The following is a 14,138-nucleotide window of genomic DNA, read 5'->3' as shown; positions in this document are numbered from 1 at the left end:
TGGTGAAGTCCATGGCGAGTACGGCCGAGGAGATCCAGGTGGGGCGGCGGACGGTTCGCGTCTCCAGCCCGGACAAGCCGTACTTCCCCGAGCGTGGGCTGACCAAGCTGGACGTGGTGCGCTATTTCCTCGCCGTGGGTGACGGCATCCTGCGTGCGTTGCGGGATCGACCGACCATGCTGGAACGGTGGCCACGGGGGGTGTTCGAGGGGGCGACCATCGCCACCCGGCAGGACAACCGGGGCGACGCCTTCTATCAGAAGCGGGTGCCGTCGGGCGCGCCCGACTGGGTGGGCACCGCGCACATCACCTTCCCCAGCGGTCGTACCGCCGACGAGGTCGCGCCGGGGGAGTTGGCGGTGGTGATCTGGGCGGTCAACCTGGGCACCCTGCGCTTTCACCCCTGGCCGGTGACCCGCGCCGACGTGGAGCGGCCCGACCAGCTGCGCATCGACCTGGACCCGATGCCCGGCGTCGGGTTCGACCAGGTGGTGCCGGTGGCGCACGAGGTGCGGCGCTTCCTCGACGAGTTGGGTCTGACCGGCTACCCCAAGACCACCGGCGGCCGGGGCCTGCACGTCTACGTCCCGATCGAGCCCCGGTGGAGCTTCGGTGACTGCCGGCGCGCGGTGCTGGCGTTGGGGTGCGAGCTGCAACGGCGCCGCCCGGACCTGGTCACCACGACCTGGTGGCGTGAGCAGCGGGACCGGCCGGTCTTCATCGACTACAACCAGATGGCCCGCGACCACACGATGGCCTCGGCCTACTCGATCCGCCCGACCCCGCAGGCGCTGGTCTCCGCCCCGCTGGACTGGGCCGAGCTGGACGACGTCCGGCCGGAGGACTTCGACGTGGTGAGCATGCCCGCCCGGTTCGCCGAACGCGGCGACCCGCACGCCGGGTTGGACGGTGCCCGGTTCGGCCTGGACCGGCTGCTGGAGTTGGCCGACCGGGAGGGTCTCGCCGCGCCGCCGGAACGCTGAGCCCCGCTACGACCAGGGGCTGTTGACCCCGTCGTACTCCTCGAAGACCAGCCAGCTGCGGGTGGACAGCACCCCGGAGATGCGCTGCACCCGGTCCAGCACCACGTCCCGCAGGGTCGCGTTGTCCGGGGCACGGACCAGCGCCAGCACGTCATGCTCGCCGCTGAGCAGCGCCACGTGCTCGACGTAGCGCACCTGCGCCAGCTCCGCCGACACCTCCCGCCAGGTGTTCTGCCGGATGGTCAACGCGATGTACGCCGAGGTGCCCAGGCCGGCCGGTTCCGGGGCGACCCGCGCGGCGAACCCGGTGATCACCCCGTCGCGGACCAGCCGCTCCACCCGGGCGTACGCGTTGGTCCGCGACACGTGCACCCGCTCGGCGAGGGTACGGATGGACATCCGGCCGTCGCGGGTCAACTCGTCGAGCAACCGCCGGTCCACCTCGTCCAGTTGTGCCGAACGTCCCGTGGCGCTCGTCACGGCCGGTCCGTTGACGGTCTCCTGGCCCATCGCAGCCTCCCCTCGGTGCCATTCATCCCGCGTTCACCAGGCATCTTGAGTCAATCATCCAACCAAAGGAGCATAGGGCCACCACACGTCCAGGAGGTTCGCCGTGACCACGACCCCCCAGGCGGCGCGCAGGGCATCCCCGCGAAAGCGCCGGCCGGCCACCCCGGCCGCACCGGACCCGTCCGCCGGCCTGATGCCGCAGGCCGAACCGGTCCGGTTGCTGAACTCCGACGGCACCCCGCTGCCGTCGCGTACCGACTATCCCGAGCCGCCCGTCGAGGCGCTGCGCGAGATGTACCGGCGGATGGTGATCGGCCGTCGCTTCGACGCGCAGGCCACCGCGCTGACCAAGCAGGGCCGGCTGGCCGTCTACCCGTCGTCCCGGGGCCAGGAGGCCTGCCAGGTCGGCGGCGTCCTCGCGCTGCGCGACGACGACTGGGTGTTCCCCACCTACCGCGAGTCGATGGCGCTGACCGCCCGGGGCATCGACCCGGTCGAGGTGCTCACCCTGCTGCGCGGCGACTGGCACTGCGGGTACGACCCCACCGCGGTGCACACCGCCCCGCAGTGCACCCCGCTGGCCACCCAGTGCGTGCACGCCGCCGGCCTGGCCTATGGCGAGTCGTACCAGGGTCGCGACACCGTCGCGCTCGTCTACATCGGTGACGGCGCCACCAGCGAGGGCGACTTCCACGAGGGCGTCAACTTCGCCGCCGTCTTCAAGGCGCCGGTCGTCTACTTCGTGCAGAACAACAGGTACGCGATCAGCGTCCCGCTGTCCCGGCAGACCGCCGCGCCGACGCTGGCGTACAAGGGCGTCGGTTACGGGGTGCCGAGCGAGCAGGTCGACGGCAACGACCCGGTCGCGGTGCTGGCCGTGCTGAACCGGGCCGTCGCGCACGCCCGGGCCGGCAAGGGGCCGTACCTGGTGGAGGCGCACACCTACCGGATGGAGCCGCACACCAACGCCGACGACCAGACCCGCTACCGCGACGCCGAGGAGGTCGAGGCGTGGCGTGAGCGTGACCCGATCAACCGGCTCGAGAGCTACCTGCGGGCCCGCGAGGTGCTCGACGACGCCGCCGTCGCCGAGATCGCCGAGGAGGCGGAGGCGTACGCGGCGCGGCTGCGCGAGCGGATGAACGTCCAGCCCACCGTCGACCCGCTCAGCCTCTTCGAGCACGTCTACGCCGAGCCCACCCCGCAACTGGTGGAGCAGCGGGAACAGGTACGCGCCGAGTTGGCCGCGACGCAGGAGGAGGACGCCTGATGGCCACCATGACGATGGCGAAGGCCCTCAACGCCGCCCTCGCCGACGCGATGCTCGACGACGAGCGGGTCGTCGTCTTCGGCGAGGACGTCGGGCAGTTGGGCGGGGTCTTCCGGATCACCGACGGCCTCCAGGCCCGCTTCGGTGACAAGCGCTGCTTCGACACCCCGCTGGCCGAGGCCGGCATCGTCGGGTTCGCCGTCGGACTGGCCATGTCCGGGCTGCGGCCGGTGGTCGAGATGCAGTTCGACGCGTTCGCGTACCCGGCCTTCGAGCAGATCGCCTCGCACGTGGCGAAGCTGCGCAACCGCACCCGTGGCGCGCTCAGCGTGCCGATGGTCATCCGGGTGCCGTACGCCGGGGGCATCGGTGGGGTGGAGCACCACTGTGACTCCTCCGAGGCGTACTACGCGCACACCCCGGGTCTGAAGGTGGTCACCCCGGCGACGGTCGCCGACGCGTACTCGCTGCTGCGGGAGGCGATCGACGACCCGGACCCGGTGGTCTTCATGGAGCCGAAGAAGCTCTACTTCGCCAGCGGCGAGGCGGACCCCTCGGCGCGTACCGAGCCCTTCGGTCGGGCGGTCGTACGCCGGCCCGGTCGCGACGCCACCCTTGTCGCGTACGGCCCGGCGGTCCCGGTCGCGTTGGAGGCCGCCGAGGCCGCCAAGGAGGAGGGCTGGGACCTGGAGGTCGTCGACGTCCGCACCATCGTGCCGTTCGACGACGCCACGATCGCCGCCTCGGTGCGGCGTACCGGCCGGTGTGTGGTGGTGCAGGAGGCGCAGGGCTTCGCCGGGGTGGGCGCGGAGATCGCCGCCCGGGTGCAGGAGCGCTGCTTCCACGCCCTGCACGCGCCGGTGCTGCGGGTGTCCGGGCTGGACATTCCGTACCCCGCGCCGATGCTGGAGCACACCCACCTGCCCTCGGTCGACCGGGTGCTCGACGCGGTGGCCCGACTCCAGTGGGACGACCAGCCGGACTCCCGGTGGCTGACCGACGGGGTGCCGGCATGAGCGAGCAGGTCTTCCTTCTACCCGACCTCGGGGAAGGGCTCGCCGAGGCGGAGATCGTGCAGTGGCGGGTCGCGGTCGGCGACGTGGTCACCGTGGACCAGACCGTGGTCGAGGTGGAGACCGCCAAGGCCGTCGTGGACGTGCCCTGCCCGTACGCCGGCCGGGTCGTGGCCCTGCACGGCGCGGAGGGCGAGGTACGCCCGGTCGGCCAGCCGCTGATCACCGTGGCGGCGGACGGCGGGTCCGAACCGGTCGGGCACGCCGTCTACCGGGAGGAGGAGCGGGCCGGCTCCGGCAACGTCCTCATCGGGTACGGCACCGGACACGGCGGGGCACGCCGCCGTCGGCGGGCCCGCCCCGTCGCCCACGCCACCGCCTCGCTCACCCCGGCCCCGGCTCCGGTCCCGGCGGCTCCGGCTCCGGCGCCAGCTCCGGTGGTGGCGCTCGCGTCGTCGCAGCCGGCCACGGCCCTGGTCATCTCGCCGATCGTGCGTCGGCTGGCCCGCGAGCGCGGGGTGGACCTGGCCACGGTACGTGGCAGCGGGCCCGGTGGTGTGATCCGGCGGGCGGACGTGGAGGCGGCGGCCGACGCCGCGACCTCGACCATCGCCGTTGCCTCGCCCGTCGCCGTGGCCGCGGGCGTTGCCGTTGCCTCGTCCGTCGAGCAGTCGGCTGCGCACGTCGGGCTGGCCCCGACCGGCGCGGGGGATCAGGTCATCCCGTTGACCGGCATCCGCAAGGCGATCGCCGACAAGCTCTCCCGCAGCCGCCGGGAGATCCCCGAGGTGACCATCTGGGTGGACGCCGACGCCACCGCCCTGCTGGAGACCCGGGGCGCGATCAACGCCGCGTACCCCGACCGGCCGGTGAGCATCCTGGCCCTGCTCGCCCGCATCTGCCTGTCCGGCCTGCGGCGCTACCCGCAGCTCAACGCCCGGGTCGACACCGAGGGGCAGCGGATCGTGCAGTCCGCCGGGGTGCATCTGGGCATCGCCGCCCAGACCGACCGGGGTCTGCTGGTTCCGGTGCTGCGCGACGCCGACCGGCTGACCACCATGGAACTGGCCGCCGAGTTGGCCGCCACCACGCAGGCGGCCCGCGCCGGCGAGCTGCCACCGGCGCGGCTGACCGGGGGCACCTTCACGCTGAACAACTACGGCGTGTTCGGGGTCGACGGCTCCACGCCGATCATCAACCACCCGGAAGCGGCGCTGCTCGGGGTGGGCCGCATCGTCGACAAGCCGTGGGTGGTCGACGGTCAGCTCGCGGTCCGCAAGGTCACCCAGCTCAGCCTCACCTTCGACCATCGGGTCTGCGACGGCGGGGTGGCCGGCGGGTTCCTGCGGCATGTCGCCGACTGTGTCGAGCGGCCGGAAGCGTTCATCGCCGCCGTCTGAGTCCGGTACCCCACCACCACGCGCCCGGCGTCCCCCCTACCAGGGGACGCCGGGCGCGTTCGGCTGTCCGCCGACCGGAGGGCACCGGTCGGCACGGGCCGGGACATTCCCGGCGGCACCGCCCGTTGCTGCGCTACCGGGTATCCCGGGGGCCGAGGCGGTGCGGAATTCGCGGAAGTGTCGGGGCCACGCTTTTCTTCGCTCTTTCCGAAATTGCAAAACAGTCGGTGTCCGGCAGAGAGAATGTGGCAGAGGACGGAGATAAACGGGGGGACGATCATCATGAGGTTCAGGCGGCGACTGACGCTGTTCGCGGTGACCGTCGCGGCGGCACCGTTGGCGTTGGGGGCATGCACCAGCGACCGCAGGCCCGGCCAGCAGCACGCCGAGGCGCGGGCCAAGCCGGAGGTGACCGTCACGCCGGCAGAGGGCAGCCGCGACGTGCCGATCAGCGGCGAGATCGGCACCGACGTCAAGCACGGCCGGGTGACCGCCGTCCGCATCACCGACGACAAGGGCGCCACTGTCGAGGCGGAGCCACGCGAGGACGGCACCGGATGGGTGCCGAGCAAGCCACTGGCGGCGAAGCGGACGTACACCGCGGAGGTGACCGTCACCGGTGACTCGGGGGACACGGTCACCCGCAAGACCACGTTCACCACTCAGCCCAAATCGTCGAAGCCGGCCATCAGCAGCGTGCTGTATTTCGCCGGCAATCGGACGTACGGTACCGCGATGCCGGTAACCGTCGCCTTCGACCCGCCCATTCCGAAAGAGGCGCGGGCGGATGTGCAGCGCCGATTGTTCGTGAAGACGGACCCGCCGCAGCCGGGCACCTGGTCCTGGGTGTCCGACGGCAGCCAGGTCTATTACCGGGCACCCGACTTCTGGCGACCGGGCACGACGATCAGCGTCCGGTCGGCCCTGGAGGGCCTGCCCATCGGCAAGGAACATGTCGGTGACACGGACAAGCGGGCCACCTCGAAGATCGGCCGGCAGGTCCAGTTGGAGATCGACAACGCGACCAAGCGGATGTCGGTCTTTCAGGACGGCAAGCTGCTGCGCAAGCTGCCGGTCAGTCTCGGCAAGCCGAGCACGCCGACCTCCAGCGGCAAGATGGTGATCATGGAGAAGCACGACTTCACCACCTTCGACACCCGGGGCTCGGCCGACCCGTACGTGGTCGACGTGGAGGACGCGCAGCGGCTCACCTGGCGCGGTGAGTTCATCCACGGCGCTCCCTGGTCGGAGGGGGACCAGGGCTACACCAACGTGTCGCACGGGTGCACGAACCTGTCGGCGGCCAACGCCGACTGGCTGATGGGCGTCACCCAGGTCGGCGACCTGGTCACCGTCAAGGGCACCGAGGTTCCTCTCGACGAGGGCAACGGCTGGACCGCCTGGAACGTCAGCTGGGAGCAGTTCGCCAAGGGCAGCGCGCTGCCGGTGCCGGCCGGGCTGCAACCCACCCCGACCCAGGCGCCGGATCCGGGCGCGGTGGCCGGTGGCTCACCGGAGCCGGCACCGTCCGCCAGCGGCGGCTGAGGCGGCCGTACGCTCCGGGCCGGCTCGTCACGGGCCGGCCCGGATGCTGCCCGCGGCGGCGTACGACACGGGCGCGGGGGATCCTCCCTAGGGTGGACCCGGTGGGTCTGCGGGTCATGCCCTGGATCTACCCGGAACCCTCTCTGCGCAGGGTGAAAAGTGTCGGTGCCGCTGGATAGGTTCGACTCATGCGAGAGCGCGAGGAACGGTTCCACGTCGAGACCACGGTGTCGGGCGACGTGGTGTGCGTGCGCGTGGTGGGTGTGATCGACATCGCCACTGTCGGGGCGTTCCGGGCGGCGCTCTGGGCGGCACCGGCACGGTCGGAGCTGCGAGTGGATCTTTCCGAGGTCCGGCTGCTCTCCGCGGCCGGGGTGCGCGCGTTGATCGCGGCGCGGCTCTGGGTGCGCGCCCAGGGTGGCCAGTTGGTGCTGGTGGATCCGCCGCCCGTGGTCGACCGGGTGCTGCGCGCCACCGGTCTGCGCCGGGTCATCCCGATCGCCGAGGCGGCCCCTGACCGGATACTCGCCGCCGTCTGCTGACCAACAGAGCGGCGGCGTCGGACACCGGGGGGGGCGTCCGACGCCGCGGGCGCTGCCCTCAGCGCACGCCGAGCAGGTCGACCACGAAGACCAGGGTCTCGTTGGGCTTGATGACACCACCGGCGCCACGGCTGCCGTAGCCCAGGTGCGGGGGAATGGTCAGCTTGCGTCGGCCGCCGACCCGCATCCCCACCACGCCCTGGTCCCAGCCGGAGATGACCCGTCCGCCGCCGAGCGGGAACTCGAACGCCTCGCCGCGGTTCCAGGACGCATCGAACTCCGCGCCGGTGGAGTGCGCCACCCCGACGTAGTGGACCCGTGCCACCTGGCCGGCCTGGGCCTCCGGGCCGTCGCCGACGGTGATGTCCTCGATCACGAGGTCGGCCGGCGGGGCTCCCTCGATCGGACCGATCTCGGGCTTGCTCGCTGCCTGGTTCATGCGAATTCTCCTGTGACGTCGGTTTCAGTCAGCACAATCCTGCCGGATGCTACGGCAAGCGGCGGACGTCACCTGGTGGTGACGCCCGCCGCGCGGGGGGAGTTGAGTCAGGTCAGCGGAGCCAGCCGAACCGCTGGACGATCGGCAGCCGGGCCCAGGTGCGACCGAGACCCCAGGTGTCACCGGCGTTGGTCACCGCGAGCAGAGCCAGCACACCGGCGTAGATCAGGTGGTCGTCCATGAACGGGTTGTTGGCGGGGAGCAGGGCGGCGGTCCACATCAGCACCAGCAGCAGGCCACCGGCCGCGGCGGCGACGCGTACCCCGATGCCGAGCATCAGCGCCGTTCCGATGGCCGCCAGGCCGATCATGAACAGCCAGTCCGCCCAGGCGGCGCCGGCGATGCTGTTGTAGAAGCCCTGGAACGGGCCGGTGGCGCCGAAGGTCAGGAAGCCCTTGGTGGGGCTGCCACCGTTGATCCAGGCGCCCTTCGCCTCGGTGGCGAATCCCAGACCGAAGAGCTTGTCCAGGAAGGCCCAGAGGAAGATCCAGCCCAGGGCCAGGCGGAGCCCGCCGAGGAGGTAGCGGGTGGCGCGCTTGCGGGTGGTGCGCTCCTGGACGGTCGGGGCCCCGGGAGTCTTGGCGGTGGCGGTGTTCCGCTCCATCATCGCGGTCATCGTGTCCACGTCCCTTCTCTGCTTCGCACCGCTGTCCCGGTGACATCTCTATTGGACGCCGGTCGGGTAGGTGGTGTGCAGGGCCGACCAGGCCATGACCGGGCGGGACCTTAGACCCGCTCCGCCGGGACCTGCTGCGGGGACGACCCACCCGGGCCAGGGGGTGGGCATGATCGCCATCCTAGACTCGGGCGGTCGGCGGCAGGATGGGGTGGATGCGACGATGACCAGTGGCGACGACTCCTCGACGGCGACGATCCCGGCCGGGGCCGCGCGTGGTGACGTGCTGGTCCGGGCCGGGCAGCGGGTGCATGCCGGTCTGCGCCTGGCCGACCTGGTCCGGCGGCGTCCGACCGGCCTGACCGCGCACCAGTGGAACATCGCCGGCCGGGAACGTCTCGACCTCGTGGTGTCCGCTGTGGACGGCGACCACGTCGAGTTCGCCGTCGAGTTCCGGCCACCGTCGTCCGACCCGTCCACCCGCCGCGTCGAGCGGGCCACCGCCGCGGTCACCGCCGCCGTCGGGCTGCCCGTGCTGCGGATCGTCTCGACCACCCTGAACGCGGCCGAACACGGGCCGGGGATCGTCACGTACCTGCTCGACGCCCGCCGGTACGCCGAGGGCGCCGCCGGGACCGACGTGGCCGCCGTCGGCTTCCGTGACATCGTCGGCCGGCTGCCCGACGGCCGCACCGGAGCGGTGAACGACCTGGGCGCGCTCGCTCGGGCGGACGCGGTCGAGGCGTACGTGGCCCGGCGGTTGGCCGATCCGATCCTGCGGGGACTGCACGTGCGCTGGACGGCCGGCCCCGCCGAGGGCTGGGCGTGGGTCGAGGTACGCCCCGGCGAGTGCCTTGTGGAACGGGTGTCGCTGCACGCGCACCGCGTCTCCTGCGGCGTCGACCCCGCGCGACTCGCCGAGGATCTGGCCGCGCTCGCGATCGGCGACCGGCTGCGCAAGCTGGACGCCGACATTCCGATATTGGTCGATCGTGCGGAACTGCTCGGTGACATTCGGCGACTACGGGAACGCCGTGACGAACTCGTCGACGGCTTCGCCTACGACCATCTCTGCCAGGCATGACGCCTGCCGGTCGACGCATCGACTGATCCGGCGTACCTGCGCCGAAAAAAACTTCGCCGACTTTGAACCCCCGTCGTGGCGGGTCCGTACCTCACCGGGAATGGACAGGATCTCCCCGACCCGCACCGACAGGCGCGGGAGACGGTGCGGAAAGGGCATCGTCGTTAGTCGACGTGCCATCGGCGCGTTCGGATGTCCGCCGAGCGTGCCACCACGATTCCGTTCGGTCCGTCGAGTCACGAATCAGGTACCGGATCGAGAAGGAGAGCAATTCGATGCGCAGGTCCCCCCGGTCGCGCCGACCATCCGGTAACACGCGGACGAAGCGACTGCTGGCCATCGGCGCCACGCTCGCCGTATTCGGCGGTGTGGTCGCCGTGACCCAGATCTCATCGGCCGGTGACCGACGGCCGCACAAGCAGACCCGTCCGGTGGCGGCCGAATGCGTCGCGCCGAGCCCGGGCGCCACCGCGCCGGCCGCTCGTGGTGCCACCACCACCCGCACCTTCCAGAACGGCCGTTGGGTGACCAACCACTGGGGTGACGGACAGCAGACCATCGAGGAATGCCAGGAGACCCGCAGCGGCGGTGGCGCGGCCACCGGCTCGCTCGCCGTGGCCTGCCCGGACGTGGTCAGCCGGCTGCCGCAGGTGCCGGACCGGGCGCGCGCCGAGGTGGACCGTAACCTGGCCCTGCTGCAGACCCAGATCACCGAGGCCGACCAGCGACTCGCCGCCGAGGGCAACAAGGGTCAGGGCTTCATCAACAACGCCATCCTGGGCCCGCTGGCCAGCAAGCGACGCGCCACGCTCGACCGGATCACCATCGCCATCGACCGGTTCGGCCCTCGGCCGCGCGGTCTGGCCGACCTCGCCAGGTGCCAGGCGCGGCCGGTCAACAACAACAACGGCGGCAACCCCGACAACGGCAACCCCAACAACGGCGGTGGCAACAACAACGGCGGCAACAACGGTGGGAACAACGGGGGCAACCCGAACAACGGCCTCGACGTGCTGGCGAACAACTGCAACAACAGCCGGTTGCAGCCGCACGACGGCTTCCAGAACGGCAACCGGTGCATCAGCACCGCCTTCGGTGAGGTCGGCGCGGCAGCCAACAACCCGTCGCTGTTGATCACCGAGTTCCCGCAGCAGATCAACCGCAACCAGGGCTTCGCCATCCGGGTGAGCACCCGCAACCTGGTCCGGGACCGCTTCCTGCCGGCCGGGCAGGGCGGCTACTACCTGGAGAGTTCGCTGCTCAACGGTGAAGGACTGACCCGCGGTCACTTCCACACCGCGTGCCGGATGCTGAACAACACCAACGAGGCGCCCGCGCCGGAACCGGTGCCGGCCTTCTTCGTCGCCACCGAGGACGGCGGCGGCGGTCGCCAGCCGGACAGCGTGGTCATCCAGATTCCGGGCCTGCCGGAGTCGGGTACCGCGCAGTGCGCGGTCTGGGCCGGTGACGGCTCGCACCGTATCCCGATGTCGGAGCGGGCGAACCAGACTCCCGCCTTCGACGCGGTACGGATTCAGGTCAACTGATTCGGTGAACTGACTCGGCAACGACCAGGGCCGCCCGGGAGGACTTCCTCCGGGCGGCCCTGGTCGTGGAAAGAGCGCACGCGGTGAGTTGCCGCGGGCGATCGCTGTTCAGCGGTTCTTGTACGCCTCGACGACCTCGACGGGGATGCGGCCCCGCTCGGAAATCTTGTAGCCGTTGCTGATCGCCCATTCGCGGATGGCGCGGTTCTGCTCACGGTTCATTCCCGGAGTCGCCGGGCCGGCGACGCGGCGAACGCTGCGGGTGGTGTCGGTGCCACGCCCGAGTCTGCGGCCGGCATTGATAAACGGGTCCAGCGCCTTGCGGAGGACGCCCGCGTTCTCGTCGGAGACATCGATGGTGTACGCCACGCCATCCAGGCTGAACTCGACCGTCCGGTCGGCTTTTCCGCCGTCGAGGTCGTCAGTCAGCACCGTGATTACTTTTCTCGCCATCGTTGATTACTCCCTGTGTGTGGCGGGGTGTGGTCAAAGTTTGACGTATGCCCAGCCAATTGCGCAACAAAAGCACCCCTTGTTGCGCGTCGCGTTTTGCGGTTCATCGAAATCCCGATTTGGCGACCTTGCTTCCAGTAGTGGTGTCAGCGCCCGGTAGCGGTCACATCCGCCCGCGCTAAGTGTCCTGGGTCACATCACGGAACAATGAGCGTTCCTCGCGACTTGAGCCTGACACGCTCAACTCAATGGGATAGCAGGTGTTCGATGGCAACTCTTCCGGTACTTCCACTGACCGACGCCGTACTGCTGCCCGGCATGGTCATCCCGGTGACCCTCGACCCGACCACCCAGGCCGCGGTCGACGCGGCCCGTGCCACCGGCGACCACAAGCTGCTCGCCGTGCCCCGCCTGGACGGCGAGTACGGCTCCGTCGGCGCGATCGCCACCATCGAGAAGGTCGGCCGGCTGCCCAGCGGCGAACCGGCCGCCGTGATCCGCGGCATCGCCCGTGCCCGCATCGGCTCCGGGGTGCCCGGTCCCGGCGCGGCGCTCTGGGTCGAGGCGTCCGAGATCGACGAACCCGCCCCGGCCGGCAAGGCCCGGGAACTGGCCCGCGAGTACCGGGCGCTGGTCACCTCCGTGCTCCAGCAACGCGGCGCGTGGCAGGTCATCGACGCGGTGGAGCGGATGACCGACCTCGGCGAGCTGGCCGACTCGGCCGGCTACGCGCCCTGGCTCAGCCTGACGCAGAAGACCGAACTGCTGGCCGCACCGGACGTCACCGCGCGGCTGGACCTGCTCGTCGGCTGGGTCAAGGAGCACCTGGCCGAGCAGGAGGTCACCGAGCAGATCAACTCCGAGGTACGCGAAGAGCTGGAGAAGACGCAGCGGGAGTTCCTGCTGCGCCAGCAGCTCGCCGCGATCCGCAAGGAACTCGGCGAGGACGCCCCGGACGGCTCGGCCGACTACCGGGCCCGCGTCGAGACCGCCGACCTGCCCGAGAAGGTACGCGAGGCGGCGCTGCGTGAGGTCGGCAAGCTGGAGCGGGCCAGCGACGCCTCCCCGGAGGCGGGCTGGATCCGTACCTGGCTCGACACGGTGCTGGAGATGCCGTGGAGCACCCGTACCGAGGACAACACCGACCTGACCGCGGCGCGGGCGGTGCTCGACGCCGACCACGCCGGTCTGTCCGATGTGAAAGATCGCATTCTGGAATATCTGGCGGTGCGCAACCGACGGGCCGAGCGTGACCTCGGCGTGATCGGCGGTCGCGGCTCCGGCGCGGTGCTGGCCCTGGCCGGTCCGCCCGGTGTCGGCAAGACCAGCCTCGGCGAATCCGTCGCCCGGGCGCTCGGCCGCCGATTCGTCCGGGTCTCCCTCGGCGGCATCCGCGACGAGGCGGAGATCCGCGGTCACCGGCGCACCTACGTCGGCGCGTTGCCGGGCCGGATCGTCCGGGCGCTGCGCGAGGCGGGCTCGATGAACCCGGTGGTGCTGCTCGACGAGGTCGACAAGCTCTCCGCGGGGTACGCGGGCGACCCGGCCGCCGCCCTGCTGGAGGTGCTCGACCCGGCGCAGAACCACACCTTCCGGGACCACTACCTGGAGGTCGACCTCGACCTGTCCGACGTGCTGTTCCTGGCCACCGCCAACGTGGTGGAGGCGATTCCCGGCCCGCTGCTGGACCGGATGGAACTGGTCACCCTGGACGGTTACACCGAGGACGAGAAGGTGGCCATCGCCCGGGACCACCTGCTGCCCCGGCAGCGGGAACGGGCCGGGCTGACCGCCGACGAGGTCGACGTGGACCCCTCGGCGCTGGGCCGCATCGCGGGGGAGTACACCCGGGAGGCCGGCGTACGGCAGCTGGAACGGGCGCTTGCGAAGATCATGCGCAAGGTCGCGGTGGCGCTCACCGACGACCCGGCACCGGTCCGCGTCGACGCCGACAACCTGGTCCGCTACCTCGGCCGGCCGAAGCACACGCCGGAGTCGGCGGAGCGTACGGCGGTGCCGGGGGTGGCCACCGGCCTGGCGGTCACCGGCGCCGGGGGAGACGTGCTGTTCATCGAGGCGACAAGCATGGAGGGTGAGCCCGGACTGACCCTGACCGGTCAGCTCGGTGACGTGATGAAGGAGTCGGCGCACATCGCGCTGTCCTACCTGCGGGCCAACGGTCGCCGGCTGGGCCTGGACCCCAACGCCCTGGCCGGACGGCGGATCCACCTGCACGTGCCGGCCGGCGCGGTGCCCAAGGACGGCCCCAGCGCGGGCATCACCATGGTCACCGCCCTGGCGTCGCTGGCCAGCGGACGCCCGGTACGCCCCGAGTTCGGGATGACCGGCGAGGTGACGCTCTCCGGTCGGGTGCTGCCCATCGGCGGGGTGAAGCAGAAGCTGCTCGCCGCGCACCGGGCCGGCCTGACCGAGGTGATCATCCCGGCCCGCAACGAGCCGGACCTCGACGACCTGCCCACCGAGGTCCGCGAGGCGCTGACCGTGCACACCCTGGCCGACGTCGCCGACGTCCTCGCCCTGGCGCTGCGCCCGGCCGAGATCGATCCGGCGGAGCTGGGGGGACAGCGCGTCACCGCCGCCTAGGGGTAACGTGCTGACGCCTGGCGGACAGCGGGGGCCGCTGCTGTCCGCCAGGCGCTCGGCCGGGTGTCCTCT

At 71.3% G+C, this 14,138-nt stretch carries 13 protein-coding genes; 9 read left to right on the top strand and 4 right to left on the bottom strand.

The window, feature by feature from the left end; all coding sequences use genetic code 11:
* Positions 1-11 precede the first annotated feature (11 nt).
* Complete coding sequence (locus JMF97_RS18345) at positions 12-983, top strand: DNA polymerase domain-containing protein (RefSeq protein ID WP_203222661.1); 972 nt, start codon at positions 12-14, stop codon at positions 981-983.
* A 6-nt stretch (positions 984-989) separates the two neighbouring features.
* Here the strand turns inward: JMF97_RS18345 and JMF97_RS18340 are convergent, their stop codons facing one another.
* A complete protein-coding gene (locus tag JMF97_RS18340; RefSeq protein WP_013734492.1) occupies positions 990-1,493 on the bottom strand; it encodes an Lrp/AsnC family transcriptional regulator in 504 nt (167 codons plus the stop codon).
* Positions 1,494-1,596: 103 nt separating this feature from the next.
* Here JMF97_RS18340 and pdhA point away from each other — a divergent pair, with 103 nt between their 5' ends.
* From pdhA to JMF97_RS18315, 5 genes are all read left to right on the top strand, one after another.
* Positions 1,597-2,763, top strand: a complete 1,167-nt coding sequence (gene pdhA, locus JMF97_RS18335; protein WP_203222660.1) for a pyruvate dehydrogenase (acetyl-transferring) E1 component subunit alpha — start codon at positions 1,597-1,599, stop codon at positions 2,761-2,763.
* Positions 2,763-3,779 carry an alpha-ketoacid dehydrogenase subunit beta gene (locus JMF97_RS18330; RefSeq protein WP_013734490.1) on the top strand — a complete coding sequence of 339 codons (1,017 nt, stop codon included), beginning with the start codon at positions 2,763-2,765 and terminating at the stop codon, positions 3,777-3,779. Before pdhA ends, JMF97_RS18330 begins: the two co-directional genes overlap by 1 nt.
* Positions 3,776-5,176 carry a dihydrolipoamide acetyltransferase family protein gene (locus tag JMF97_RS18325; protein WP_203222659.1) on the top strand — a complete coding sequence of 467 codons (1,401 nt, stop codon included), beginning with the start codon at positions 3,776-3,778 and terminating at the stop codon, positions 5,174-5,176. Before JMF97_RS18330 ends, JMF97_RS18325 begins: the two co-directional genes overlap by 4 nt.
* Before the next feature lie 282 nt (positions 5,177-5,458).
* Complete coding sequence (locus tag JMF97_RS18320) at positions 5,459-6,721, top strand: L,D-transpeptidase (RefSeq protein WP_203222658.1); 1,263 nt, start codon at positions 5,459-5,461, stop codon at positions 6,719-6,721.
* Between the two features lie 188 nt (positions 6,722-6,909).
* A complete protein-coding gene (locus JMF97_RS18315) occupies positions 6,910-7,263 on the top strand; it encodes an STAS domain-containing protein (protein ID WP_013734487.1) in 354 nt (117 codons plus the stop codon).
* 58 nt (positions 7,264-7,321) lie between these two features.
* Here the strand turns inward: JMF97_RS18315 and JMF97_RS18310 are convergent, their stop codons facing one another.
* Positions 7,322-7,702: an FKBP-type peptidyl-prolyl cis-trans isomerase gene (locus JMF97_RS18310; RefSeq protein ID WP_013734486.1), complete on the bottom strand. Its 381-nt coding sequence runs from the start codon at positions 7,700-7,702 to the stop codon at positions 7,322-7,324.
* A gap of 112 nt (positions 7,703-7,814) precedes the next feature.
* The gene (locus JMF97_RS18305) at positions 7,815-8,366 is read right to left on the bottom strand and encodes a hypothetical protein (protein WP_238359679.1); all 552 of its coding nucleotides are present in this window, start codon (positions 8,364-8,366) and stop codon (positions 7,815-7,817) included.
* A 181-nt stretch (positions 8,367-8,547) separates the two neighbouring features.
* Here JMF97_RS18305 and JMF97_RS18300 point away from each other — a divergent pair, with 181 nt between their 5' ends.
* On the top strand, positions 8,548-9,462 hold the full coding sequence (locus tag JMF97_RS18300) for a hypothetical protein (RefSeq protein ID WP_238359586.1): 915 nt from the start codon (positions 8,548-8,550) through the stop codon (positions 9,460-9,462).
* A gap of 275 nt (positions 9,463-9,737) precedes the next feature.
* Positions 9,738-11,009, top strand: a complete 1,272-nt coding sequence (locus JMF97_RS18295; protein WP_203222656.1) for a hypothetical protein — start codon at positions 9,738-9,740, stop codon at positions 11,007-11,009.
* Between the two features lie 108 nt (positions 11,010-11,117).
* On the opposite strand, the gene JMF97_RS18290 is transcribed toward JMF97_RS18295, so the two are convergent.
* Entirely contained in the window at positions 11,118-11,462 is a 345-nt protein-coding gene (locus tag JMF97_RS18290) for a histone-like nucleoid-structuring protein Lsr2 (RefSeq protein WP_043721267.1), read from the bottom strand.
* Between the two features lie 267 nt (positions 11,463-11,729).
* On the opposite strand from JMF97_RS18290, the gene lon reads away from it, so the two are divergent.
* Positions 11,730-14,066: an endopeptidase La gene (gene lon, locus JMF97_RS18285; protein ID WP_203222655.1), complete on the top strand. Its 2,337-nt coding sequence runs from the start codon at positions 11,730-11,732 to the stop codon at positions 14,064-14,066.
* Positions 14,067-14,138: the final 72 nt, after the last annotated feature.

The sequence above is a fragment of the Micromonospora fiedleri genome (assembly GCF_016774385.1).
In the GTDB taxonomy this organism is placed as follows: Bacteria; Actinomycetota; Actinomycetes; order Mycobacteriales; family Micromonosporaceae; genus Micromonospora; species Micromonospora gifhornensis.
This window is presented reverse-complemented; position numbering and strand designations above follow the sequence as displayed.

Coding starts and splice junctions, on each gene's coding strand:
- JMF97_RS18345 (WP_203222661.1), top strand. CDS start 12: ATGGCGAGTACGGCCGAGGAGATCCAGGTGGGGCGGCGGACGGTTCGC.
- JMF97_RS18340 (WP_013734492.1), bottom strand. CDS start 1,493: ATGGGCCAGGAGACCGTCAACGGACCGGCCGTGACGAGCGCCACGGGA.
- JMF97_RS18330 (WP_013734490.1), top strand. CDS start 2,763: ATGGCCACCATGACGATGGCGAAGGCCCTCAACGCCGCCCTCGCCGAC.
- JMF97_RS18325 (WP_203222659.1), top strand. CDS start 3,776: ATGAGCGAGCAGGTCTTCCTTCTACCCGACCTCGGGGAAGGGCTCGCC.
- JMF97_RS18320 (WP_203222658.1), top strand. CDS start 5,459: ATGAGGTTCAGGCGGCGACTGACGCTGTTCGCGGTGACCGTCGCGGCG.
- JMF97_RS18315 (WP_013734487.1), top strand. CDS start 6,910: ATGCGAGAGCGCGAGGAACGGTTCCACGTCGAGACCACGGTGTCGGGC.
- JMF97_RS18310 (WP_013734486.1), bottom strand. CDS start 7,702: ATGAACCAGGCAGCGAGCAAGCCCGAGATCGGTCCGATCGAGGGAGCC.
- JMF97_RS18305 (WP_238359679.1), bottom strand. CDS start 8,366: ATGGAGCGGAACACCGCCACCGCCAAGACTCCCGGGGCCCCGACCGTC.
- JMF97_RS18300 (WP_238359586.1), top strand. CDS start 8,548: ATGATCGCCATCCTAGACTCGGGCGGTCGGCGGCAGGATGGGGTGGAT.
- JMF97_RS18295 (WP_203222656.1), top strand. CDS start 9,738: ATGCGCAGGTCCCCCCGGTCGCGCCGACCATCCGGTAACACGCGGACG.
- JMF97_RS18290 (WP_043721267.1), bottom strand. CDS start 11,462: ATGGCGAGAAAAGTAATCACGGTGCTGACTGACGACCTCGACGGCGGA.
- lon (WP_203222655.1), top strand. CDS start 11,730: ATGGCAACTCTTCCGGTACTTCCACTGACCGACGCCGTACTGCTGCCC.